Origin of the sequence: Enterobacter cloacae complex sp. ESBL7 (assembly GCF_041679625.1) — a bacterium.
GTDB lineage: Bacteria > Pseudomonadota > Gammaproteobacteria > Enterobacterales > Enterobacteriaceae > Enterobacter > Enterobacter asburiae_B.
This window is the reverse complement of sequence record NZ_JBGORN010000003.1, coordinates 269,933-293,415: the sequence shown is the minus strand read 5'-3', so window position 1 is coordinate 293,415 and position 23,483 is coordinate 269,933. Positions and strand designations below refer to the sequence as shown.

The window sequence follows — 23,483 nt, the reverse complement described above, 5'->3', positions numbered from 1 at the left end:
GTGATTTCCCTCACCCTAACCCTCTCCCAAAGGGAGAGGGGACGGTTACTCCCTCTCCCTTTGGGAGAGGGGAACAGGCGACACCGGTACTTTCTGCGCCCGATACGCGCTAGGCGAGCATCCCACTAAGCGATTAAAAAACCGGGCAAAATAGGCCGGGTCCTTAAACCCCAGCTGCCAGGCAATGTCGCTGACCGCGCTGTCGGAGAAGAGCAGCAGCCGCCTGGCTTCCCGCAGCTGGCGGTCGAAGATCAGCCGCTTCGGCGGGCGGTTGGCGAAGCGGCGGCAGATATCGGTCAGGCGGGATTCGGTCAGGTGCAGCTCGCTGGCGTATTCCGGCACCGTCCAGTGCTGGTGGTAGTGGGCATCTATCAGCTGGGTAAAGCGCTGGAACAGCTTAAGCTCGCCGCGCATGCCGCCCGAAGCGTGGTCGTCGAGCTTCGCGTTGCGCAGCAGCAGGGTAAACACCGCCTGCGCCAGCAGGACCAGAGTATGTTCGCGCCCCGGCAGCTGTTCCGTGGATTCCCGGGCAATGAGCTGCCAGTAGTGCTTCAGCGCTGCCAGCTCGTCCGGCCTGTCGGCCAGCGAGAGGCAGATCCCCGGCAGGCCAAACGCTTCCCGCGTGCCGGGGTAGAGCACTTCAAGCAGCGGCCAGATCAGATCCTCGCGCACCGTCAGCACGTGTCCGTCGCTGTCGGATTCGGTGATAAACGCGTGCGGCACCGACGGCGGCGTGAGGACGAACAGCGGGGCCTGCACCGAGTAGCGGTGATCGTCGAGCTGGAGCTCAATCTGCCCGGTATCGAGAAAGTGCATCTGAAAATACTGGTCGTGACGGTGCGCCTGCATGTCGCGGCCAAAAAAGGCCGCCATGCGCGCGAACGACTGGTAGTGCACATCGTCGGTGCCCAGACTTTCGTCGTACTCCTTGCTGATATCAATGTTGGCGATAGGGCTCTGGCACATGCTCGTTCCTCTGTTGATCCCGCTGCGTCATCGGAATGCGCGTCAGCACCAGCGCGCCGACCACCAGCAGCCCGGCCACAAACCACAGTCCGGAGCTGAAGCTGCCGGTCGCATCACGCAGAATGCCGATCAGCAGCGGGCTGACGGCGGATCCGACGTTGCCGATCGCGTTGATCACCGCCAGCGCCACCGCGCGGGACTGCAGGCTAATCACCCGATCCGGCGTGGTCCAGAATATCGCCATGGCGGTAAAGGATCCGGTTGAGGCCATAATGATGCCAAGCAGCTGGATCAGGCTGTGATCGGTGGCCGAGGCCAGCATCCATCCCGCCGCGGCGAACAGGTACGGCAGGATGGTGTGCTTTTTTCGCTCTTTCAGCCTGTCGGAGCGTCGGCTCCACCAGATCATCCCGAGAATGGTGCAAAACTGCGGGATCGCCGCCAGCAGGCCGATGACGATATTGCTGCTTCCCGTGTTGAAGCTTTGCAGGATCTGCGGCGTCCAGATGTTGATGGCGCTGAGCGTGTTGGTCAGGCAGAAGTAGGCCAGCGTGTAGAGCAGCACCGCCGGGGTCAGCACTTCGCGCAGCGTCGATCGCGGCGTGACGGACTGGGCAATGGCGACCTCCTGCTCGCGGGCGATCATCGTTTTCAGCGCCTGCTTTTCGTCGTCGTCGAGCCAGGTGGCTTGATCCGGCGTGTCGTTGAGGTAAAACCAGGTCACCACGCCGAGCACCACCGACGGCAGCCCCTCCAGCAGGAACAGCCACTGCCAGCCCTTCAGGTTCCACAGCCCATCCATCGCCAGAATGTAGCCGGAGAGGATCGAGCCGAGCATCATGGTCACCGGCATGGCGATCATAAACAGCGCGTTGGCGCGGGCGCGGTGATAGGCCGGGAACCACCATGTGAGGTAGACCAAAATCCCCGGCAGGAAGCCCGCTTCGGCAATGCCTACCAGCATGCGCAGAACGTAGAGCGTTTCAGGGCTGGTGGCAAACATGGTGCAGGTGGAGGCGATGCCCCACACCACCATGATCCCGGCGATCCAGCGCCGCGCGCCGATCTTCGCCAGCATGATATTGCTCGGGATCCCGCACAGCACGTAGGTGACGTAAAACAGCGTCGCGGCCAGGCCAAACATGGTCGACGTAAGGCCCAGATCTTTGCCCATCGTCAGCCCGGCAAAGCCGATGTTGATACGATCGAGAAACGAAAAGACAAACAGGATAAAGAGAAAGACGATCAGGCGTCGGAACAGCTTGTTAATGGCGCGATGTTCAACAGCTTTATTATCATGGGTTTGCAGGGTAGAGGTCGTCATGGTGCGCTCCAGATCTTACGTTTAGTAGACGGATTTATTGTTATTAACTGACGTAACCGGTTGTTCGATAAAGCGTGCCGCCAGCGCTTCGGCGCCGCGGGCGAGCAGGGTGGTGTCGACGCCGACGGCGACAAACCGGGCACCAAGCTCGAGGTAGCGTTTTGCCAGCGGCTCGTTCGCCATCAGGATGCCGGGGGCTTTGCCCGCGCTGAGGATCTGCGCGATAGCCTGCTCGATGGCGGCCTGCACCTCCGGGTGCTGCGGATTGCCGGCAAAGCCCATGTCGGCGCTCAGATCCGCCGGGCCGATAAACACGCCGTCGACGCCTTCAACGTCGAGGATCTGCGGCAGATTTTTTAGCGCCTCGCGGGTTTCAATCTGCACCAGCACGCACATGGCGTCGTTGGCCTGCTGCAGGTAATCCGGGATGCGGTTCCAGCGCGAGGCGCGCGCCATGGCGCTTCCGACCCCGCGAATGCCCGCGGGCGGGTAGCGGGTGGCACGTACCGCCAGCCGCGCTTCGTCGGCGTTTTGCACCATCGGCACCAGCAGGGTTTGCGCGCCCACGTCCAGCAGCTGTTTGATCTGTACCGGGTCGTTCCACGACGGGCGCACCACCGGCTGGCTGGGATAGGGCGCGATGGCCTGTAATTGGGTTAAGACGGTTTGCACGCTGTTCGGCGCGTGCTCGCCGTCGATCAGCAGCCAGTCGAAGCCTGCCCCGGCCAGCAGCTCGGCGCTGTAGCTGCTGGTGAGCCCCAGCCATAAACCGATTTGCGGACGGCCCGCCTTCAGCGCCGCTTTGAATGCGTTTTGCATGGTTGTCTCCTTACACAAAGCGGCAGCTGATGGAGCCCATGTTGCCGTAGTCGACGTGGAAGGTGTCGCCTCTGCTGGCGGGCACCGGGCGGGTAAACGAGCCGCCGAGAATAATCTGGCCGGGCTCAAGCTGCACGTCGTACGGTGCCAGCTTGTTCGCCAGCCACGCCACGCCGTTCGCCGGGTGGTTAAGCACGCCTGCGGCGACGCCGGTCTCTTCGATCACGCCGTTGCGGTAGAGCAGGGCGGAGATCCAGCGCAGATCCAGCTCGTCGGGCTTAATCGGACGACCGCCGAGGATCACCCCCGCGTTGGCGGCGTTATCGGAGATGGTATCGAACACCTTGCGCGGGCGCTGGGTTTCCGGGTCAACGTTGTGACAGCGGGCGTCGATCAGCTCCAGCGCGGGGATCACATAGTCCGTAGCGTTGTAGACGTCGAAGATGGTGCAGTTCGGGCCGCGCAGCGGTTTTGCCAGCACAAAGGCCAGCTCGACTTCGATGCGCGGGACGATGAAGCGATCGACCGGGATGTCGCTGCCGTCGTGGAAGAACATGTCGTCCAGCAGCGCGCCGTAGTCCGGTTCGCTAATCTGCGAGCTGGCCTGCATCGCTTTGGAGGTCAGGCCGATCTTATGGCCCTTCAGCACGCGGCCTTCGGCGATTTTCAGGCTGACCCATTCGCGCTGAACGGCGTAGGCGTCTTCAATGGTGATCTCCGGGTAGTCCAGCGAGATCGCGCGGATCTGCTCCCGGGTTTGTTCCGCCTGATGCAGGCGGTGGGCGATCAGGGTATGGGTGTGTTTGTCGAGCATGGCGATATCCTGTTTTATGTTTTTTTCTCCCTCTCCCCGTGGGAGAGGGACGGGGTGAGGGCATCAGGCCGCAGAGATTTCCCCTCACCCTAACCCTCTCCCAAAGGGAGAGGGGACGGTATTACTTAAACAACGCGTGCACGTTGTTCTGTTTGTAATTGAGCGTTGGGTGCAGCTCGTCGAGCTCGAACGACAGCGCCAGATAGCGGTCGGCCATCAGCTCCGCGAAATGTGCCTTGATCAGCGCAAACAGCATCTCCCCCACGGCTTCCCGGCTCTCCAGGCTGCGCCCGGAGCCAATCTTCAGCGTCATATGCACAAAGGCGTAATCGTGCCTGCCGTCGGCCATCTGCCAGGTGTCCAGCCAGTGGGCGCGGCTGCGGATGCCGCCGATGGGGAAGATGCCCGTGGCGGCGAGCGCCTCGTTCACTTTGGCGAACAGCCCCGGCAGGTCGGCCTGCTCGCGGATGTTGTCGGTACATTCAGCAATAAAGTGCGGCATGGTGGCTCCTTACGCGGGCAGCGGGAAAACGGCGTTAACCTGGCCGGTGCCGGAGCTGGCGAACAGCTCGGTGAGGAACTCCACCTTGCCGTCGTATTTGTCCCAGCCGAGCATCCCCAGCAGCATCACCGTGTCGTGCATGTTGCCCTCGCCGTAGCAGTAGTCGGCGTACTCCGGCAGCATGCTGCAAAACTCTTTGAACTGACCCTCGCGCCACAGCTTCACCACGCGCTCGTCCATCTGGCGGTCGAACTCGCGGGTGTAGCTGTTCATCCCTTCTTCTGCGCGCTGGTCGTCGATAAAGCGGTGCGACAGCGAGCCGCTGGCGAGCACCGCCACGGTGCCGTCGTATTTTTCGATGGCGCTGACGATGGCCTCGCCCAGCCTGCGGCTGTCGGCGAAGTCGTGGACCGTGCAGAACGCCGAGATGGAGACCACTTTGAAGTGTTTATCCGCGTTCATGTAGCGCATCGGCACCAGCGTGCCGTACTCCAGCTTGAGGCTCGGGATGTTGTGCGCTTTGGCGCGCACGCCGAGCTTCACCGCCTCGTCGGCAATCAGCTGGCCGAGCGCCGGGTTGCCGTCGTAGTCGTAGGTCATGTCGCGGATAAAGTGCGGCAGCTCGTTGCTGGTGTAGACGCCCGCAAAATGGTCCGCACAGTTGATGTGGTACGCGCTGTTCACCAGCCAGTGGGTGTCGAACACGATGATGGTGTCCACGCCCAGCTCCCGGCAGCGCTTGCTGATTTCTTTATGCCCGTCGATGGCCGACTGGCGGCAGCCGTGGTTTTTCCCCGGCAGCTCGGAGAGGTACATCGACGGAACGTGGGTGATTTTTGCCGCTAACGCTAATTTACCCATGGTCAGATCCCCCACTTTGGAATCGGATGGTCGCCCATGGAGATGCAGACGTTCTTCATCTCCGCGAACACCTCGAAGCTGTACTCGCCGCCCTCGCGGCCGGTGCCGGAGGCCTTCACGCCGCCAAACGGCTGGCGCAGGTCGCGCACGTTCTGGGTGTTGACGAACACCATCCCCGCTTCGATATTCCGCGCCAGGCGCAGCACTTTGCTGACGTCCTGGGTCCAGATGTACGACGCCAGGCCGTACTCCACGTCGTTCGCCAGGCGCAGGCCTTCCGCTTCGTCCTTAAACGGCAGCAGGCAGGCCACCGGCCCGAAGATCTCCTCCTGCGCCACGCGCATGCGGTTGTCGACGTCCGCCAGCACGGTCGGGCGCAGGAAATTGCCGCCCTTCAGGTGTGCAGGCAGATCGGTCGGTTTGTCCGGGCCGCCCGCCAGCAGGGTCGCACCCTCTTCAATGCCAAGGCGGATGTAGCCGGAGACTTTCTCCCAGTGCTGCTTGCTGATGAGCGCGCCAATCTGGGTGTTCGGATCGGTCGGGTCGCCCACGCGCAGGCGGCTGGCGCGCTCGGCAAAGCGCTTCACGAATTCCGGGTAGATGCTCTGCTGGATGAAGATGCGCGAGCCCGCGGTGCAGCGCTCGCCGTTGATCGAGAAGATGGTGAACAGGGCGGCGTCCAGCGCGCGCTCGATGTCGGCATCTTCAAAAATCAGCACCGGAGATTTGCCGCCCAGCTCCATGGAGTATTTCTTCAGCCCGGCGTTTTTCATGATGTTGCGCCCGGTGGCGGTGCCGCCGGTGAAGGAGACGGCGCGCACGTCGTGATGGCGCACCAGCGCGTCGCCTGCCGTCGCGCCGTAGCCCTGCACCACGTTGAGCACGCCCGCCGGAATGCCCGCCTCCAGCGCCAGCTCGCCCAGACGATCGGCGGTCAGCGGGGAGAGTTCAGACATCTTCAGCACCGCGGTGTTTCCGAGTGCCAGGCACGGCGCGACCTTCCAGGTGGCGGTCATAAACGGCACGTTCCACGGCGACACCAGCGCGCAGACGCCCACCGGCTGCACCAGGGTGTAGTTGAGCATCTTGTCGTCGACCGGGTAGGTTTTGCCGTTCATCTGCTGGCACACCTCGGCGAAGAACTCGAAGTTGTGCGAGGCGCGCGGAATGAGAACGTTTTTGGTCTGGTGGATCGGCAGGCCGGTGTCGGCGGTTTCCATGGCGGCGATCTCGGGCACGTTCTGGTCGATCAGGTCGCCCAGACGACGCATCAGGCGCGCGCGCTCCTTCATCGGCAGGTTGGCCCACTTCGGGAACGCCTCTTTGGCGGCGGCGACGGCCTGGTGAACTTCAGCTTCACCGCCGGCGGCGACTTCCGCTAATACCTCGCCGGAGGCCGGGTTGGTAGTGTGGAAGTACTCGCTTCCGGCGACGTTTTTACCGTTGATCCAGTGGTTAATCTTTTTCATTTTGCAGTCTCCTCGCTGACAATTCGGTTCACCAGGCGTCCCACGCCCTCCACTTCCACCACCACCTCATCGCCCGGCACCACGTCGGACAGCCCTTTTGGCGTGCCGGTGGCAATCATGTCGCCCGGCTGCAGGGTCATAAAATCGCTCAGGTACGCAATCAGGAACGGAATGCTGAAGATCAGATCCGCCGTGGTGCCTTCCTGGCGCAGCTCGCCGTTGACGAAGGTGCGCAGGGTGAGGTTGTGCGGATCGGGGATGGCTTCTTTTGGCACGATGTTTGGGGAAATGGGGGTCAGCCCGTCGCGGCTTTTTACCCGCAGGTTCGGGCGGTAGTAGTTTTCCAGGTAGTCGCGGATGGCGTAGTCGTTGCAGACCGTATAGCCCGCAACACAGTCCATCGCCTCGGCTTCGCTGACCTTACGCGCGGTTTTGCCGATGACCACCACCAGCTCCGCCTCGTAGTGCATGTATTCGATATTGTTCGGGCGCACCGACGTCTGGCCGTCGCCGTTGAAGGTGTTTGGCGCTTTGATAAATACCAGCGGCTCGGTCGGCGGCTTGAAGTCCAGCTCGCTGGCGTGATCGGCATAGTTCAGACCGAGGGCAAACAGCGTGGCGTGCGGCGGCGTGCTGTGCGCAACAGTGACGTTGCGCTCATCCACCACCGGGTTTTCCAGCGGCGGAAAGCCTTCTGCCAGAATACGCACGCGATCGCCCGGGCGGATCTCAACGCGGCTTTGCGGGGTGCCAAGCAGGATTGCATCGCCGGGATTGAGGGTGGCGAAGTCGCTCAGGGCGCTCAGCAGTTCGGCGGCGCTGCGCTGAAGATCGGCCGTGCTCCAGTGGTCCGCTTCGCGGCCGTTGATCTCGGTGATGATGGTCAGGTTATCCACGTTATCAACGGCGACCAGCTCGCCGAGCGGGCAAAATCCGTCCCGGCATTTGGCCTTGATGGCCGGGCGGTAGAAGCTCTCTTCCGGCAGGCTCACCTCGTTGGCGAGCGCATAGCCCGCGATGTACTCCGCGGCGTCCTCCACGCGTACCCTGCTGGCGGTTTTGCCCACCACCAGCGCCACCGTCGCGCCGCTCAGCATCGTTTCCCCGTGCGGGAAGGGGATCGGCTCGCCCGCGCGAATCACCGTGTTATGCGGCTTGATAAACCACACCGCCGTTTTCGGCGGCGTGTTGTACGGAGCTTTTTCAAAGGCCTCACGCCAGGCTTCACGCTGGCTTTGATGGTTGAGGGCGACGGCAAAAACGGTACCTTTCATTCACATACTCCTCACCCCGGCGGTCCGGGTTGTAATTTCGTTAATATGTTAATGATCTGGTTTTATGCTTTTGCTGTTTATTTCGCAATCAGAAGTGAAAGATTTGTGATGGGAATAACAATAAATTTACATATTGGGTTTATTGATAATAAAATCATGTGCTTAATAAAATTGACGGGTTTCTGTTAGACTTTTTGACGGAAAACGTATTGTTTATAAAAGCATCTTTTAGTGATTGTTTACTTGTTAATGACTAGCGGGGAGAGGCTATGCATGACTCATTAACCATCGCGCTGCTGCAGGCGCGGGAAGCGGCGATGTCGTACTTCCGCCCGATCGTGAAGCGCCATAATCTGACCGAGCAGCAGTGGCGCATTGTGCGCGTGCTGGCTGAACATCCGTCGATGGATTTTCACGATCTGGCGTTTCGCACCTGCATCCTGCGCCCGAGCCTGACGGGTATTCTGACGCGGATGGAGCGCGACGGCCTGGTGCTGCGCCTAAAGCCGGTGAACGACCAGCGCAAGCTGTACGTATCGCTGACCAAAGAGGGGAATGCGCTGTATGAACACGCCCAGGCGCAGGTCGAAGAGGCGTATCAGCAGATCGAGGCGGAATACACGCCGGAGAAGATGAAACAGCTGACGGCGCTGCTGGAAGAGTTTATTGAACTCGGAAACCGGCATAACGCAGCGCGGGAAGAAGAGTAAAAACCACAAATTCCAGGATGATTTTCGTAAAGTTTTCCCTTTCCAGGCCGAAAATTCTGTATCTGTCTGAGGAAAGAGAAAACATGTTAAACCGTATCAAGATTGTCACCAGCTTAATGCTGGTTTTAGCGATATTTGGCCTTTTACAACTCACGTCCGGTGGTCTTTTCTTTAATGCCCTTAAGAATGACAAAGAGAATTTCACCGTCCTGCAAACCATTCGCCAGCAACAATCCACGCTGAACGCCAGCTGGGTAGCGTTGCTGCAAACCCGTAATACCCTGAACCGCGCGGGTATCCGCTACATGATGGATCAGAGCAATATCGGCAGCGGCGCGACCGTTAACGATTTGATGCAAATCGCGTCTACGTCTCTGAAACAGGCGGAAAAAAACTGGGCTGCCTACGAAGCCCTGCCGCGCGATCCGCGTCAAAGCGATGCGGATGCCATGGAGATCAAGCGTAACTATGATATTTACCACGGCGCGCTGGCGGAGCTGATTCAGCTGCTGGGTGCCGGCAAAATCAACGCCTTCTTCGACCAGCCGACCCAGAGTTATCAGGACGGTTTTGAGAAGCAGTATGTGAGCTACCTGCAGCAGAACGACAAGCTGTATCAGACGGCGGTCGAAGACAGCAACAGCTCCTTCAGCCAGGCTATCTGGGTGCTGATCAGCGTCCTGATTGCCGTGCTGGTGGTGATCGTGGCCGTCTGGCTCAACATCAAGCAGACGCTGATCTCTCCGCTGAATCGTCTTATCGACAACATTCGCCATATCGCCAGCGGCGATCTGGTGAAGCGCATTGAGGTTCAGGGCACCAACGAGATGGGTGAACTGGCCGACTCGCTGCGTCATATGCAGGGTGAGCTGGTGCGTACCGTCGGCGACGTGCGTAACGGCGCCAACGCTATCTACAGCGGCGCGAGCGAAATTGCGATGGGCAACAACGACCTCTCTTCCCGTACTGAACAGCAGGCCGCTTCTCTGGAAGAGACCGCTGCCAGCATGGAGCAGCTGACGGCGACCGTTAAGCAGAACGCCGAAAACGCCCGACAGGCGAGCCATCTTGCGCTGAGCGCCTCTGAAACCGCGCAGAAAGGCGGCAAAGTGGTGGATAACGTGGTGCAGACCATGCGTGATATCGCGGGCAGTTCGCAGAAAATTGCCGACATTATCAGCGTGATCGACGGCATTGCCTTCCAGACCAACATTCTGGCACTGAACGCGGCGGTAGAAGCGGCGCGTGCGGGCGAGCAGGGTCGTGGTTTTGCGGTGGTGGCAGGTGAAGTGCGTAATCTGGCCCAGCGCAGCGCCCAGGCGGCTCGCGAGATCAAGAGCCTGATTGAAGACTCCGTGGGCCGCGTGGAAGTGGGCTCAACGCTGGTCGAAAGCGCCGGTGAAACCATGGGTGAGATCGTGAACGCGGTGACCCGCGTAACGGACATCATGGGTGAAATCGCCTCTGCGTCTGACGAGCAGAGCCGCGGTATCGACCAGGTGGGTCTGGCGGTAGCTGAGATGGATCGCGTGACCCAGCAGAACGCCTCGCTGGTTGAGGAATCTGCCGCAGCGGCCGCCGCACTGGAAGAGCAGGCGAGCCGTCTGACTCAGGCCGTGGCGGTGTTCCGCATTCAGCAGGAGCAGATGAAAGCGCGCGAGTTCGCTGCGGCTAAAGCGGTTTCCTCGCCGGTGATGGCGCGTAAAACCGCGACTGCCGATTCAGGCGATAACTGGGAAACGTTCTAACCCGGTGCGTTGTGCCGGGTGGCGGCTGCGCCTTACCCGGCCTATGGAAGGTTGTTGTAGGCCCGGTAAGCGCTGCGCCACCGGGCGATATTACAGAGGCAGGCGCATGGCGCAGCGCGTTTCATATGCGAAACCGTGCGCTGTCTCTTCTTCCCTTTTCTGACGCAGTTCAGGCGTCAGCGTCGTCATTTTTTCAAACCCCAGCCGCGCATAGAACGGCGCGTTCCACGGTACGTCCCTGAACGTCGTCAACGTCAGCGCTGTCAGCCCTCTTATACGGGCATGGTCTGCCACGCAGGCGATGAGCTGCCTGCCGATCCCTTTTCCCTGCCAGTCCAGATCAACCGAGAGTTCGACAATAAACAGTGATGAAGGGTGGGCCTCGGCGAGGATAAACCCGACGGGCTGGCCGTTCGCCAGCGCCAGCCAGCTTAGCCCACGTTCGGCATACTCAAGGTGCTGCTCAGCGGAAATAACCTCACCGTCGGCAAGCCAGGCGAGATCCGGGCTTTCACGAAAGCGCTCGCCCGCCGCGCGTTCAATGGCGGGAAGGGAGGCAACGTCGCCGGGACGCGTGGGGCGGACGGTGATGTTAACGTCGACCATTAGCCTGCGCGACTCACAATTTTAATTTCGACCATGCCAATGCCGAGCTCGCGCGGTGAATGGCCGAGAATATTCCCTTCATTGGTGGACTGCGGTTCCGGCGGCACGATCACCAGGGTATTGCTGCGGGATGGGTTCTCAAAATGCAGCGTGTGCGTGCTCACGTCGTTCCCGAGCGTCAGCATCTGCTCCTGGCTGCCCACGCGAACCGGTACGGGCTTGTTAGCGTTGGGGCCATACGCTCTGGCGGTGATCACCAGGTCGAATTGTTCCGGCAGGGGATGGGCGTACTCAATTTTCACCTCATTACCCAGCTGCGCGTTGGACCAGCGCCCCCAGGACTCCGGACGCGAGATGCCGCTAAACTGCTTCACTTCCTCGGGCGCGCCGGCCACGTTAAAGATAAAACTGTCCGCTTTGTAGCGAATGTCGTTATCGCTGATTTTCAGCATGTCGACGTTACGCTGATAGCGCGCGGTATCAATCACCGTATCGTTGAACGCGGTTTTGCCTTTCCACTGGGCTTTATCCACGTGCTGTACGGTTTGCTCTCCGCCGAGCTGACCCTGAGAGACGCACCAGTCGGTAGAAAGCGCCAGCGGCTGCGACCAGAGCTGGCCCATCTTGTAACATCTGTCGACCCATACGAAATTATCGCGTGGGGCAAAATCGGCCAGCTGATAGCGCAGCGGAGCGGAATATTCGCTTTCCGGCAGCGGCTCGACGCGCCCCGCCGACACGCGTACCAGCAGCGGCAGACGGAAGCTGCTGCCCGAGAAGGCAATCGTGTTTTTATCCCGATCGACGGTGAAGTCCTTCATCTCTTTCGGGAAGTTCCACAGGCGGATAATGTCTGGCTTCCAGGCGAGGATTTTATCCTTCATGTTGAGGAACACTTCCGACAGGGATTGCCCCGACAGCGTGCTACGGCCCAGGCCAATAAAGTTGTCGCCGCCCAGAATGTCCAGCACGGTTGCGCCGTTATCCATGGAGTTGCGTTTGGTGGCGATGACCTCCTGCTGCGGCTGGTCGCCGCGCAGGACGAAGAACAGGTTGCTGCGATCCTGCTTGTTGAGCCGATCCCAGGCGCTGTTTTTCATCGCCAGATGGTCAGACGAAACGACGATGACGGTGTTTTTAAACCAGGGCGAGGCTTTGATTTTCTCGACCAGCGCGGCAATGTGCTCCTGGCTACAGGTCACGGCGCTGAAAGACGTGTTGTTTTTGCCATCCACGTCATAGCTTTTGCGTTTGCAGCTGCGCGAGACGAACCCGTCCGGATGGTGGGTGTCCACCGTCAGCGCAAAGAGGGAGAAACGCTTGCCCGCGCGGGAAAGCTCCTCGAATTTCTTCCAGGTTTCGTCGAGTACCGTATCGTCATAGAAGCCCCAGTCGTTACGGTAGCTCGGATCGGCAACCGTCGTTTTTAACTCTTCTGAGCCATACAGGTGGTCAAAACCGTGTGATTTCAGGAACACGTCTTTTCCGGCAAAGCGCAGGTTTGCCCCCTGCACAAAATAGTTTTCGTAGCCGGAGTTTTTCAGGATATCGCCGAGGCAAATATTCTGGGGGAAGAACGTCGACATCGAGGCTGAGGCGTTACCTTCAAAAGGCGCGAACAGCGGGATACCGCACTGGGAGGCAACCATTCCAGCAATCGTATAGTCCGTACCCGGCAGCTGCATGGTGTGGCTGAAGTCGAGCCCTTCGTTTTTCAGCGCGCCCAGGTCTGGCGTCAGGTTCGGGAAGGCATCGTTATCAAAGTACGTGCGTTCCAGGCTTTCACCGTAGATGTAGACCAGGTTGAGCTTCGGGCTGGCGATCGTTTTGGACGGTTCTTTGTAGTAAGCCGCGAAATCCGGATCGCCGTCGCGCGACTGGGATTTCACCAGCTCGGTGATCTGATGGAACGCCGGGCTGGCGTCGACGGAGGCCAGCGCCAGGAATAACGCCAGCAGGCTGTAGCCATGATGGTGCGGAAGATGGCGACGTCGACGCAGCACCCAGGCCAGCGCGCCAAAAATCGTCACCAGCGCGACGATAAGGCCGAGCCCCGGAAGAATGTACTTGCCCACACCCGCGCCCGTCAGGCTGTTCGTTAGCGTGTAGAGCACCGCATCGTTAATACCGTCACCGGTAAAGTAGTCGCTGGCGTATAAGGTAATGTTTAAAATAATAAAAATGCCGAGTACCACCAGCGTGGCGATAAACCACCAGGTGTGACGGCCGGCTTTCCAGGCGTAAACGCCGACAGAAGCCAGAAAAAGGATAAGAGACATGAATTCTGACAACAGCATATCCTCATGACGCCAGGTGCTTCGCTGGCTAACTGTTTATTTTTTGGGTCATACAATGTAATTGCGATGTCGTTAAGCTGCAATTTTAGTGTCACGAAAGTGTGCTGTTGTTAGGATTTGGTTTAGAAAATCGTTTTTATGAAGAAGGTCGCATCCTGACAAACGGACGCTGAGACGGTGGCGGCAAGGAAAAACGTTCGTTTAGCGCCGCGTTGCAAGACTATCGCATTAAACGCGGCGTGTTGTGGCAGAAAAAGGGGGGATCAGGAGATGAAATTAACGCCTTGTTTCAGCACCAGATCGCAGGCTTTGGTTTTCACCTGTTTTGCCAGAGAAGAGTTGCCGAGGGTGCTCAGGTTAAGCTGCTGCCCGTTTTGCGCGTTAAGCAGGCCCTGAATGCCGTCCATATAGTTGGTGTCCGCTTTTTGCTCCTGGGTATCCAGACCCAGTTTACCCAGCACCTGGTTTTTCACGTTTTTCGCGTCGGTCACTGAGGCCAGCTTTTGCTTCGCGCAATATTCCAGAATCCCCGCCGCGTTGTTCATCGTGCCCGCGCTAAGGCTCTGAGAGCTGTTGCCCAGCAGGCTGGTGAGGGAAGAGGCGGAGAGTCCACCCTGAGAGCTGCTGCTCTCTTTGGTCAGCTCATTTGCCGCGCTTGACAGGGACTCCTGCCAGGACGCCGCTTGCGCTGCGCCGGTCACCAGCAGCGCGCCTAAAAAGGTGCTGATTAGAATCTGTTTTTTCATCATGGCTCTCTCAAAAAGGTCCGTTTTGGGCCGAAGGGGTTCCAGTATATACCTGTGCCCAGGTGGCGATTCCTGGAACTGTCTTAATACTCTTTGCCGGTAACGCGGCTGCGGTAACTTTCCCAGTCGAAGATGACATAGAGACTGTTACCCAGCTTCATGCGGTCCATGACGCGTTCACCCAGCAGGCGGGTCATCTCGTCGATATTGTGGTTCGTCAGCATGCCGGTGGGGCGTTTGGACGAGGAGCGGCGATCGACAATCTGGTTGATGATCACTTTTTCATAGCGGGATTCTGTCTGAACGCCAATCTCGTCGATGACCAGTAAATCGACATTGCTCAGATCGTTGAGCAATTGCTCTTCGCTGGTTTCGCGGTTGCTGAAGGTGTCTTTCATCGCGGACATGATATCGGCCACGGTGATGATAAGAACCGATTTACCCCGCAGAAGCAGCTCGTTGCAGATGGCGGCTGCAAGGTGGTTTTTTCCGGTACCCGGCTTGCCGCTAAAGATGAAGCTGGCGATATTGCCGTCGAATTCATCCACGTACTGACGGGCGGCGGCAAGGGCGTTCATTTGTCCGTTGGTTTCGACTTTATAGTTATCGAACGAGCAGTTCTGGTGCAGGGGACGGATACCGGAGCGGTTAAAGGTGCGCTGCATTTTCATCGCCCGGTTTTCCCTGGCGAGCGCGGCGGCGCGGATCTCACCTTGCTCTTTTTGCCACGCCAGCAGCTCTTCGCCCGTGGTGAACGCGGGCTTCACGTTGGCAGGCATCATTTTTTGCAGACGTTTCATCAGGTCGCCGACGTTCTTCATTTCGCACCTCGGAATCCGCTGGGGATCTGTTTATCCGGTTCGGAAAACGCGTTGATATCGCGTTTGGGCTGGCCGTTGTTGCCGGCGCGGGTAATTTGAAGATGACGCGCGAGCTTTTGCTGCCATTGAATATGGGTGAAGACTTTACCTTCCGCCTGCCACCAGGCGGTAAACGCGGCGAGCTCTTCCGCGGTGGCCGGCTGGGTTAGCGCAATGCCCCACAGCGCGGCCTGCCGCTGAAAATCCGCATCCGGCTGCCAGCCCGCGTACAGGGCAAATTTTCCCATCGGAACGGTCACGGGGACGTTAACCGGTTCATCAAAGAACTGGTTGTCCAGCGTGATATCGCTCGCCGGGCGTGACAGTTGCGCTTCAATCTCCAGAAGCTGTGCCAGGCGTTCCGGCGTGATTGCGTAGAACGCCGGCGCGTTGTCGGCAAAAACCGCAACCGTGCCGCCTTCGGCATGGGTCAACACACCGCGTGGGTCGCGCATAAAGGCATCAATGCCAGCAATGCTGGTGGTCAGAATTCTGGAGGACATAACGCTTACTCTACTGATTACTACGGGCGTGATATGGGCTTATGGTAGCACAGAGAGAGGAAAGGGAAGGAGGGGATTTCCCCGGTGGCGCTGCGCTTACCGGGGCTACGGTCGTAGACCTGAAAAGCACAGCGCCATCAGGTATTTATCACGCGATGATATTCAGGGTCACGTCGATGTTGCCGCGGGTCGCGTTAGAGTACGGGCAAACAATGTGCGCCGCATCGACCAGCTTTTTGGCTTCCGCGGGATCCATACCCTCAACGTGGATGTTCAGTTTTGCCTCGATACCAAAACCGGTAGGCAGCGGTCCAATACCCACTTCGCCTTCAATAAAGGCATCTTTTGGCAGGGTAAATTTGTCGCGTGCGGCCACGAACTTCATCGCGCCCAGGAAGCAGGCAGAGTAGCCCGCAGCAAACAGCTGCTCAGGGTTCGTCACTTCTCCGCCCATGCCGCCCATCTCTTTTGGCACGCCCAGTTTTACGTCCAGTACGCCATCGGAAGAGGTCGCGCGGCCGTCACGGCCACCGGTTGCTTTTGCTTTGGCGGTATAAACAACTTTTTCTAAAGACATGGCAGGTTCCTCATCTTGCTTTGATGTGTGCTATTAAATAGCGTGCGATATATATGGGTGATAATCACGCGTAAAGTATAGCTTTACGCGCGGTGTAACTGTTGTCGCAAAAGTTCGAGCTGCTGTTTAAGCGCCAGCAAAGTGTCGGTATCACACTGCGCTGCGCAACCCACCGCATGGGGAATACCCAATGCCTGCTGCTGAAGTTCACGTCCCGCTTCACTCAGGGTGACGGCGACCTGACGTTCGTCTTTGCGCGAACGGTGACGGTTGATTAACCCACCGCTTTCCAGCCGTTTTAACAGCGGCGTCAGGGTTGCAGAGTCCAGAAACAGGCGTTCGCCGATGTCCGACACCGTGACGTCATCCTGCTCCCACAGTACCAGCATCACCAGATATTGCGGGTAAGTCAGGTTCAGCGGTGCCAGCAGTTGCCGGTACAGCTTATTAAGCGCCAGATTTGCCGAATAGAGAGCAAAGCAGAGCTGGTTATCCAGCTTGAGCGCAGCGGTTGCGTCGTTCGTTTTCGCGTTCATAAGATGAATATAGATAGTGTACGATTTAATTGCAAGCAATTTTATGGGCAGGTGTAGCGGAGCGCCACCTGAACGGCCATTTTGCGGTAGTGCTGGCGCTGAGCCTGTTCGTCCGCCCCGTCTTCAAACAGGAGCGTGAAGGTGTAGCTGTTGGCAACGTAGTGAAAGCTGAAGCTGCTTATCAGGCGGTGAAGATCGCGGGCGTCAACCGTCTGGCTGAAGAGCTGCTTTTCTTTGCCCCGGAGCAGGATGCCCTCCAGCAGGTCGAGCGCGCTACGGTTAACCTGGCGAAGATAGCTCGACTGCTGCATAAAGCGGCCCCGCTGCATGTTTTCCATGCAGATAATCCGGATGTAGTCCGGGTGGTCGGCATGATAGTCAAAGGTGGCTTCAACCAGATTGACCAGCGCTTCGACGGGGGGCATTCCCGCCAGGCTTAGCGCTTTTTCACTGGCGCGAATCTGGGTGTAAACATGTTCCAGAACCAGAAGATAGAGATTCTCTTTATTCTTGAAATGATAAACCACCATGCGTTTGGTGGTGCCCGCTTTCTCCGCGATCTGCTCCATGCGGGCACCGTTCAATCCATACTCGGCAAAAAGCGCGATGGCGCTCTGAAAAATTTTCTCTTTCAGGCTGGATTCTTCGCTGTGCTCGGGGTGTTCGCTGCCAGGGTTAGCCACATCCTTTCCTTATTTTCACCAAACGGACCAGAAAGATTATCTCCATGGCAGCGAAATAACACAAATATCAAACGCGTGGGCGTTTGCGGTACAGCCACAGCCCGGGGATCGACAGCCCGATGGAGAGCGCACCGACGATGGACGAGGCCTTAAGAAAGTTGCTCAGGAGGAGGATCATCTGCGGCTCGGTGTAGCCAAAATGGCTGATTTTCACCGCGGAAATCATCGCCGTATAGGCAGATATGCCGGGGAACATTGGGATCACGGCGGCGACGGTGAATACCTTGGGATGCGCCAGATACCAGCGCGACCACTGGATGCCGATACTGCCAACCAGCATGGAGGCCATAAATGTCGACCATTCGATGTTAAATCCTGCGGTCATCATCACCATTCGCGAGCCATGACCAATCGCGCCCAGCAGCGCACACCACCGCAGAGCGCGTTGCGGAACGTTAAACACCATCGCAAAGCCGACGGCAGGAATGGCGGCCAGAAGCATGTCCTGTGCCAGCGCCAGCAGAAAATCTATCACGCCCATCCGCGTAACCCCCAGAGTGTCATGGCCATCACAACGCCGATGCAGGTCGCCAGCGTCAGCAGGCTGGCAATAGCCCAGCGTGCCAGACCGGTATTGATGTGCCCTTTAAACATGTCGGCGACGGCGTTGATCAACGGAAAGCCCGGAACCAGCAGAAGCACGCTGGCGGCCATGGCAATCGTCGGGGTAGTGGCAAACTGCGGCAGGCGCAGCAGCAGGCCGGAAACTGTGGTGGCGACAAACGCGGTAATGCAGAAGTTAATTTGCGGATGCAGCTGCCGGTGCGTCAGCAGCTGGCGAACATACATGGCGATACTGCTGGCGAAAAAGGTGACGATCGCGCCGTCCCAGCCGCCTTTATTGAGCTTACAAAAGCAGGCGCAAGACAGCCCTACCATCACCACGACAAGCCAGCGCGGGTAACGCAATGGCTTAATTTGGCTGAACCGTTTTTCAATCTCCCGAAGATCGAGAAGCTTATGTTCAGCAAGGATGACGATGTGCTGCACTTCGGTCACGACGTGCATGTTAATGCCGCGGTCATGGTTTTTACGGGTGGAGGTCAGGCACTGGCCGTCTTTGATCGTGGTCAGCACGATGGCGTTAGATGAAATAGCGCTTTCAACGCTATCCATACCCAGCGCCAGTCCCAGCCGGGTGGAAAGCTCCTCAACCAGCGCGCTTTCCGCGCCGTGCTGGAGCAGAAAAAGACCGCACTGAATACATAGCCGCGTGATAGCACGCTGCGTTGACCGATCTGCCTGCATGTATTGTCCTGAAGAAGGTGGAAAGTTGCCGGTTGGCCCATAGCGATTACTTTTAGCACAAAGTGCAGTGCCTCTTGCTGTGGGCCAGATCAAGGTTTATGCAAACAGTTGCAGCGCCTAAGTGCGGAAGGGGTTGGGATTAATTCATCATTCTGGTGAATTATAATTATTAAAAGATAAGTTATATATATTTAGTTATTCTAATTTTATATTGTAGTTATTTTAATGACACTGCAATTAAATTTAATTTCGCTTTGTGAGATATTACTGCTGTTTAGGTATTTCTTAAACTAAGAAAACATCTCATCTTCTGCTTGTATTAACCTGCTTTACACTCAGGGACGAAAATACTCATACGTTGATGCATTTTAACGTTACTCATCACATGAAGAATGGACATGGAGGGTCTATGTTGTCTTTGCACGGTAAGCATAGCGTTATCATTAGCCGGATACCGGTCATGCAAAACGGGTTGGGGGGCGTAATGACTCGCCATTTCCCCGATTTTGAATTGACCTATTGCAGCTCATTGCAGGAGTTAACACTGCTCCAGCTACGCCGCGCTGACGTCATCATTGCCGATATTACAGGTGAATACTGGAATCCTCGGGGCGCGCTCGAAGAGTATTTCAATTTATTGAATCAATACCGGAACATTCACTGGATCTTTTTAGTTTCGCGGCCGCTTAACCCTATTGCCGTTGAGCTACTTGTGCGCCCGGAAAGTACGTTGCTTTCTGATATGGAACCCATTGAAGGCCTGGTGAACGCTATTCGGGCAGGTAGCGAACGCGCAGAGCGGGTAAGCCAGACGTTGTTAACCCCGGAACCTCAAAGTACGGGGGAAGAAGACGAACAGGTTATCGCGCTTACGCACTCCGAACGCAAAGTTTTGCGACTGTTGGGTAAAGGATGGGGGATTAACCAAATCGCCACATTGCTCAAGAAGAGCAATAAAACCGTCAGTGCGCAGAAAAACAGTGCGATGCGACGGCTGTCATTACGCAGTAATGCCGATATGTACGCCTGGATAAACAGTACACAGGGAATGCGAGAGCTGAGTTTGATGTCAGCCTATGGAGAGTTCGAGGAATGGAAAAAACCGATTCAACAAGACATATCGCCATCGTTGAAAATTGCACGATGAGTGCTGTTGGGCTACAGCATCTTTTTGCGCTGCCCGGCCTGAATCATTATCAACTGCATCTGTTTAGTGAATTTGACAGCTTTCAGAAAGCACTTCAGCACGTCAATTTTTTCTCGCTGATCTATTCATATTCCGATGCGCGAGACGACCGTCGTAGCTGCCTGGCGCACCTGCGGGATTTTGCCTTTACGCATGGCCATATCCAGCGCATTATCCTGGTCGCTGATGAGATGGAAGCAAGATTGATTAGCCATCTTTCCCCGTCACGCCTTCACGGTGTGGTCAGTAAATCGCTGAAGCTTGAGCTCCTGCAGAAGGAACTCATGGTGTTGCTGAGCGAAACCCTGCGCATCAATGACAATATGATGAATCACTGGTACCAGAGTCAAAGCAGAATGTTAAGCCCAACGGAACGGGCAATATTGCGTTATATGTCTTGCGGCTATTCCATTCCTCAAATCGCGGCACAGCTTGAACGCAATATTAAGACCATCCGGGCGCATAAGTTTAATGCGATGGTCAAGCTGGGAGTGAACTCTGACGTAGGGCTGCTCGATGCGGCGGATATTATTACCCACCTTTCGGCAAGAGAACCGCGAAGTTCGATACTCAGCAAGCCGACTTTTTTATAACCTGCCTGATGAGCGCCAGACAGGCTCTGGCGCATCAATCAGATGCAAACATCAACCCATTTTGCGGAAGTCAGCTCTGCCATTCTGTCAGGTGAAATACGCACGGCACTATGAATTGCGCCTGCTGCGGGCAGAACTTCGGCGTACTGCTTTAATGAGATATCGCAGTAAACCGCGAGCGGGTTTTCCAGGCCGAACGGGCAAACGCCGCCAACGGGGTGACCGGTGATGGTCACCACTTCATCACTGCTGAGCATGCGCGCTTTTGCACCAAACGTATCTTTCAGCTTTTTGTTATCCAGGCGCGCATCGCCTTTCGCCACCACCAGTATCACCTCATTTTTCACCTTTAATGACAAGGTCTTGGCGATTTGTCCCGGTTCAACACGATGGGCGGCAGCAGCCAACGCAACGGTAGCAGTACTCTGGCTAAGTTCAATAACGTCTATATCCGGCGCGTTGTCGGCAAAAAACTGCTGTACAGACTGCAAACTCATTGTTTCCTCCTGACAAATATCCTGCGTAATCTGTCATAAGAATTTATGCTCTGTAAATATCTCTTCAGTAACAAATATCCCGAACGGCTGATTTCTGGATCCTCTTCACAATCAAAGTAACCGGTTACAGTAACCGGTTGCAGAGCGTGGTGCGTCGATTAATACTGAGTACGTAACGTCCCCTGTATCCAATAATAAGAGCAAATTATGAAACCATTCCGTCTGAGCAGTACCACTGGTCCACAAGCCAGCAAGGTTGTGAAGGTGATTTATGGAACAACGTGCGGCGCAAATGTGCCCGTAACAAACGTCTGACAGGAGATCTGCCATGTCTGCCAACCATGCTGCGTTTAACCTGATATTCCGTTTTGTTGAAAATTACGTGAGCCCGATTGCCGGGCGGATCTCTTCCCAGCGTCATGTCATGGCTATCCGTGATGGGTTTATCTCCGCGATGCCATTTATGATTGTGGGTTCATTTTTGTTAGTGTTCGCATACCCGCCGTTTTCGCCGGATACCACCTGGGGTTTCGCCCGAGCCTGGCTGGATATGGCGAAGCAGTTTGAAGGTCAGATTCTGACGCCGTTTGATATGACGATGGGCATTATGTCCATTTATATCTGTGCGGCCATCGCCTATAACCTTGGCAAACACTATGTCAAATCACACCAGTTAGACCCGTTTATGTGCGCCATGCTGTCGCTGATGGCGTTTCTGCTGGTCGCGGCACCGAAAACCAAAGGCACGCTGCCTGTCGATAGCCTGGGTGGGACGGGCATTTTTACCGCGATTCTGGTGGCGATCTACTGCGTTGAGATGATGCGTTTCCTCAAGGCCCATAACATCGGTATTCGCCTGCCGGACCAGGTTCCTCCGATGATCAAAAACTCTTTTGATCTGCTCATCCCGGTGCTGGTAGTGGTGTTGACGCTTTATCCTTTGAGCCTGCTCATTCAGTCTCAGTTCGGCATGCTGATCCCGCAGGCCATTATGTCGGTCTTTAAACCTCTGGTTTCCGCAGCGGATTCCCTGCCTGCGATCCTGCTGGCCGTGTTGATTGGTCATCTGCTGTGGTTCGCCGGGATCCACGGAGCCGCCATCGTCTCCGGGATGCTGCAGATGTTCTGGCTGACTAACCTGGGTGCGAACCAGACCGCGCTGGCCGCCAGCCAGCCTCTGCCACATATTTTTATGGAGGCGTTCTGGACGTTCTTTATCGTGATTGGCGGGTCGGGCGCCACGATGGGGCTGGTGATTTGCTATCTGCGTAGCCGTTCAGCGCATTTACGCTCTATCGGGCGTTTGAGCGTGGTACCCAGCTTCTTCAACATCAATGAACCCGTTATCTTCGGTACGCCAATCGTGATGAACCCGGTGTTCTTTATTCCGTTCCTGCTGGCACCGATGGTAAATGCCGTGCTGGCCTGGGCGGCGATGACGTTTGACCTGATTGGCCGCGTCATCTCAGTGGTTCCCTGGACGGCACCGGCGCCAATAGGCGCAGCGTGGGCTCTGGGCTGGGATTTCCGCGCGGCTATTCTGGTTGTGGTCCTGGCCTGCGTATCGGCAATCATCTACTTCCCGTTCTTCAAAGTGTACGAGAAACAGCTGCTGGAGCAGGAAGCGGAAGAAGCACAGCGTAACGCGGAAGAGGACAATCAGCAGGTGGCTTAGGTTAAAGCAAAACGGCAACTCAGGTTGCCGTTTTTAGTGTTTGTTCCCTCTCCCTGTGGGAGAGGGGCAGGGTGAGGGCATCAGGCCGTGGCCGATTATTTCAGCGTGCAATCCCCGCACTGCTTAACGTCCGGCAGGCGATAGCGCTGGCAGCATGTGCGGCGAACCAGAAGCCCATCACGGAGCACGACGGTACGGAATAACGGGTTGTCACGGCCATCGGAAAGCTGTTTTGCAAAGAAACAGGACTGACGCAGGGCATCAACGTTCTCATCACCAAGCAGAGGCTTCATTTCCGTTAAATACCAGTGGATTAAATAGCCCGTATTGCTCCAGATAAGCTTCGCGTTAATTTCTCCCGTCGCTTCAAGCGCGTCCACGACCGGGATCAGGGCCTGGGTGATAAGCTGCTCCATGCGTTCCTGAGCCGTCAGGCGTTCCGCGTTCTGATCTTCGTGCAGATCAATCCAGAAACAGGCTGCGCGCCCGGTTTCGTGAAACTCGACGTGGAAATTATCCGGCGAGAGTTCCAGCATGCTCTTCTGGGTTAACAGCGCCAGCATGAGGGGAGGCACCATCAACCCGATATACCACTGCGCCCAAAGAGAGAGCAGTGGTTTATTTTCCCGCGTAAGAGTGGGCTGATTGCGATAGATATGGTCGGAATAGGTGGCCAACAGCGACTGCAGTTTTGTCGGTTGACGCCACTCTGAGAGCGTCATGGCGTGGTTCGGGTGCGCTTCATCAAGGCGGATAAAGTCCAGCAGGTGGGCGCGCGTCTCCGCAATCTTATCCCGTATGGCATCCGCAAGCGAAGCATTCCCGCTGGTGAGGGGCGCTCGCCAGAGGAGGGGTTCGACGATGTGTGCGGTATGCGTAGCCATAGTATAGATAGAAATCTAAATGATAATGATTGCCAATCCTAACTA

General features: G+C 57.0%; 25 protein-coding genes. 5 read left to right on the top strand and 20 right to left on the bottom strand.

Features of this window, described 5'->3' with window-relative positions:
- Positions 1–45 precede the first annotated feature (45 nt).
- The 8 genes from hpaA to hpaG form a co-directional block, all read right to left on the bottom strand.
- Positions 46–966, bottom strand: coding sequence for a 4-hydroxyphenylacetate catabolism regulatory protein HpaA (gene hpaA, locus ACERY3_RS14765; RefSeq protein WP_058840495.1), 921 nt, complete (start codon positions 964–966; stop codon positions 46–48).
- Positions 938–2,290 carry a 4-hydroxyphenylacetate permease gene (hpaX, locus tag ACERY3_RS14760; protein WP_048978976.1) on the bottom strand — a complete coding sequence of 451 codons (1,353 nt, stop codon included), beginning with the start codon at positions 2,288–2,290 and terminating at the stop codon, positions 938–940. Before hpaX ends, hpaA begins: the two co-directional genes overlap by 29 nt.
- A gap of 21 nt (positions 2,291–2,311) precedes the next feature.
- Positions 2,312–3,109 (bottom strand): 4-hydroxy-2-oxoheptanedioate aldolase, encoded by a 798-nt coding sequence (gene hpaI, locus ACERY3_RS14755; protein ID WP_373225905.1) that lies wholly within the window; start codon positions 3,107–3,109, stop codon positions 2,312–2,314.
- 10 nt (positions 3,110–3,119) lie between these two features.
- On the bottom strand, positions 3,120–3,923 hold the full coding sequence (hpaH, locus tag ACERY3_RS14750; protein ID WP_045355040.1) for a 2-oxo-hept-4-ene-1,7-dioate hydratase: 804 nt from the start codon (positions 3,921–3,923) through the stop codon (positions 3,120–3,122).
- Positions 3,924–4,044: 121 nt separating this feature from the next.
- Positions 4,045–4,425, bottom strand: coding sequence for a 5-carboxymethyl-2-hydroxymuconate Delta-isomerase (locus tag ACERY3_RS14745; protein WP_143347564.1), 381 nt, complete (start codon positions 4,423–4,425; stop codon positions 4,045–4,047).
- 9 nt (positions 4,426–4,434) lie between these two features.
- Entirely contained in the window at positions 4,435–5,286 is an 852-nt protein-coding gene (gene hpaD / locus ACERY3_RS14740) for a 3,4-dihydroxyphenylacetate 2,3-dioxygenase (protein WP_039262285.1), read from the bottom strand.
- A gap of 2 nt (positions 5,287–5,288) precedes the next feature.
- Entirely contained in the window at positions 5,289–6,755 is a 1,467-nt protein-coding gene (hpaE, locus tag ACERY3_RS14735) for a 5-carboxymethyl-2-hydroxymuconate semialdehyde dehydrogenase (protein ID WP_058840499.1), read from the bottom strand.
- Positions 6,752–8,029, bottom strand: coding sequence for a 4-hydroxyphenylacetate degradation bifunctional isomerase/decarboxylase (hpaG, locus tag ACERY3_RS14730; protein WP_058840500.1), 1,278 nt, complete (start codon positions 8,027–8,029; stop codon positions 6,752–6,754). The genes hpaE and hpaG overlap by 4 nt, the downstream gene beginning before the upstream one ends.
- A gap of 269 nt (positions 8,030–8,298) precedes the next feature.
- Between hpaG and hpaR the strand changes: the two genes are divergently transcribed.
- Together hpaR and tsr are read left to right on the top strand one after the other, a co-directional pair.
- Positions 8,299–8,739, top strand: coding sequence for a homoprotocatechuate degradation operon regulator HpaR (hpaR, locus tag ACERY3_RS14725; protein ID WP_023334396.1), 441 nt, complete (start codon positions 8,299–8,301; stop codon positions 8,737–8,739).
- An 83-nt stretch (positions 8,740–8,822) separates the two neighbouring features.
- Positions 8,823–10,487, top strand: coding sequence for a methyl-accepting chemotaxis protein (gene tsr / locus ACERY3_RS14720; protein WP_058840575.1), 1,665 nt, complete (start codon positions 8,823–8,825; stop codon positions 10,485–10,487).
- Between the two features lie 90 nt (positions 10,488–10,577).
- On the opposite strand, the gene ACERY3_RS14715 is transcribed toward tsr, so the two are convergent.
- The 10 genes from ACERY3_RS14715 to ACERY3_RS14670 form a co-directional block, all read right to left on the bottom strand.
- Positions 10,578–11,093 carry a GNAT family N-acetyltransferase gene (locus ACERY3_RS14715; protein ID WP_058840501.1) on the bottom strand — a complete coding sequence of 172 codons (516 nt, stop codon included), beginning with the start codon at positions 11,091–11,093 and terminating at the stop codon, positions 10,578–10,580.
- On the bottom strand, positions 11,093–13,384 hold the full coding sequence (gene opgB, locus ACERY3_RS14710) for a phosphatidylglycerol--membrane-oligosaccharide glycerophosphotransferase (RefSeq protein WP_058840576.1): 2,292 nt from the start codon (positions 13,382–13,384) through the stop codon (positions 11,093–11,095). The genes ACERY3_RS14715 and opgB overlap by 1 nt, the downstream gene beginning before the upstream one ends.
- A gap of 269 nt (positions 13,385–13,653) precedes the next feature.
- Complete coding sequence (locus tag ACERY3_RS14705) at positions 13,654–14,136, bottom strand: DUF2501 domain-containing protein (protein WP_072196596.1); 483 nt, start codon at positions 14,134–14,136, stop codon at positions 13,654–13,656.
- 83 nt (positions 14,137–14,219) lie between these two features.
- A complete protein-coding gene (gene dnaC / locus ACERY3_RS14700; protein ID WP_023334409.1) occupies positions 14,220–14,957 on the bottom strand; it encodes a DNA replication protein DnaC in 738 nt (245 codons plus the stop codon).
- Positions 14,954–15,499: a primosomal protein DnaT gene (dnaT, locus tag ACERY3_RS14695; RefSeq protein ID WP_029742210.1), complete on the bottom strand. Its 546-nt coding sequence runs from the start codon at positions 15,497–15,499 to the stop codon at positions 14,954–14,956. The genes dnaC and dnaT overlap by 4 nt, the downstream gene beginning before the upstream one ends.
- Before the next feature lie 148 nt (positions 15,500–15,647).
- The gene (locus ACERY3_RS14690; RefSeq protein ID WP_023310299.1) at positions 15,648–16,076 is read right to left on the bottom strand and encodes an organic hydroperoxide resistance protein; all 429 of its coding nucleotides are present in this window, start codon (positions 16,074–16,076) and stop codon (positions 15,648–15,650) included.
- A gap of 83 nt (positions 16,077–16,159) precedes the next feature.
- On the bottom strand, positions 16,160–16,612 hold the full coding sequence (locus ACERY3_RS14685; RefSeq protein WP_033146484.1) for a MarR family winged helix-turn-helix transcriptional regulator: 453 nt from the start codon (positions 16,610–16,612) through the stop codon (positions 16,160–16,162).
- 41 nt (positions 16,613–16,653) lie between these two features.
- On the bottom strand, positions 16,654–17,295 hold the full coding sequence (locus tag ACERY3_RS14680) for a TetR family transcriptional regulator (RefSeq protein WP_033144567.1): 642 nt from the start codon (positions 17,293–17,295) through the stop codon (positions 16,654–16,656).
- A gap of 67 nt (positions 17,296–17,362) precedes the next feature.
- On the bottom strand, positions 17,363–17,836 hold the full coding sequence (locus tag ACERY3_RS14675; RefSeq protein ID WP_023310302.1) for a threonine/serine exporter: 474 nt from the start codon (positions 17,834–17,836) through the stop codon (positions 17,363–17,365).
- The gene (locus ACERY3_RS14670) at positions 17,827–18,603 is read right to left on the bottom strand and encodes a threonine/serine exporter ThrE family protein (RefSeq protein WP_023310303.1); all 777 of its coding nucleotides are present in this window, start codon (positions 18,601–18,603) and stop codon (positions 17,827–17,829) included. The genes ACERY3_RS14675 and ACERY3_RS14670 overlap by 10 nt, the downstream gene beginning before the upstream one ends.
- Before the next feature lie 409 nt (positions 18,604–19,012).
- On the opposite strand from ACERY3_RS14670, the gene ACERY3_RS14665 reads away from it, so the two are divergent.
- Both ACERY3_RS14665 and bglJ read left to right on the top strand, forming a co-directional pair.
- Positions 19,013–19,750 carry a response regulator transcription factor gene (locus tag ACERY3_RS14665; RefSeq protein ID WP_047060233.1) on the top strand — a complete coding sequence of 246 codons (738 nt, stop codon included), beginning with the start codon at positions 19,013–19,015 and terminating at the stop codon, positions 19,748–19,750.
- A complete protein-coding gene (bglJ, locus tag ACERY3_RS14660; RefSeq protein ID WP_048978968.1) occupies positions 19,747–20,382 on the top strand; it encodes a DNA-binding transcriptional activator BglJ in 636 nt (211 codons plus the stop codon). Before ACERY3_RS14665 ends, bglJ begins: the two co-directional genes overlap by 4 nt.
- Positions 20,383–20,420: 38 nt before the next feature.
- Here bglJ and ACERY3_RS14655 read toward each other — a convergent pair whose 3' ends face one another.
- A complete protein-coding gene (locus ACERY3_RS14655) occupies positions 20,421–20,879 on the bottom strand; it encodes a YbaK/EbsC family protein (RefSeq protein WP_008502085.1) in 459 nt (152 codons plus the stop codon).
- Positions 20,880–21,207: 328 nt separating this feature from the next.
- On the opposite strand from ACERY3_RS14655, the gene ACERY3_RS14650 reads away from it, so the two are divergent.
- Entirely contained in the window at positions 21,208–22,554 is a 1,347-nt protein-coding gene (locus ACERY3_RS14650) for a PTS sugar transporter subunit IIC (protein ID WP_023310306.1), read from the top strand.
- Positions 22,555–22,649: 95 nt separating this feature from the next.
- Here ACERY3_RS14650 and fhuF read toward each other — a convergent pair whose 3' ends face one another.
- A complete protein-coding gene (fhuF, locus tag ACERY3_RS14645; protein ID WP_033144570.1) occupies positions 22,650–23,438 on the bottom strand; it encodes a siderophore-iron reductase FhuF in 789 nt (262 codons plus the stop codon).
- Positions 23,439–23,483 lie beyond the last annotated feature (45 nt).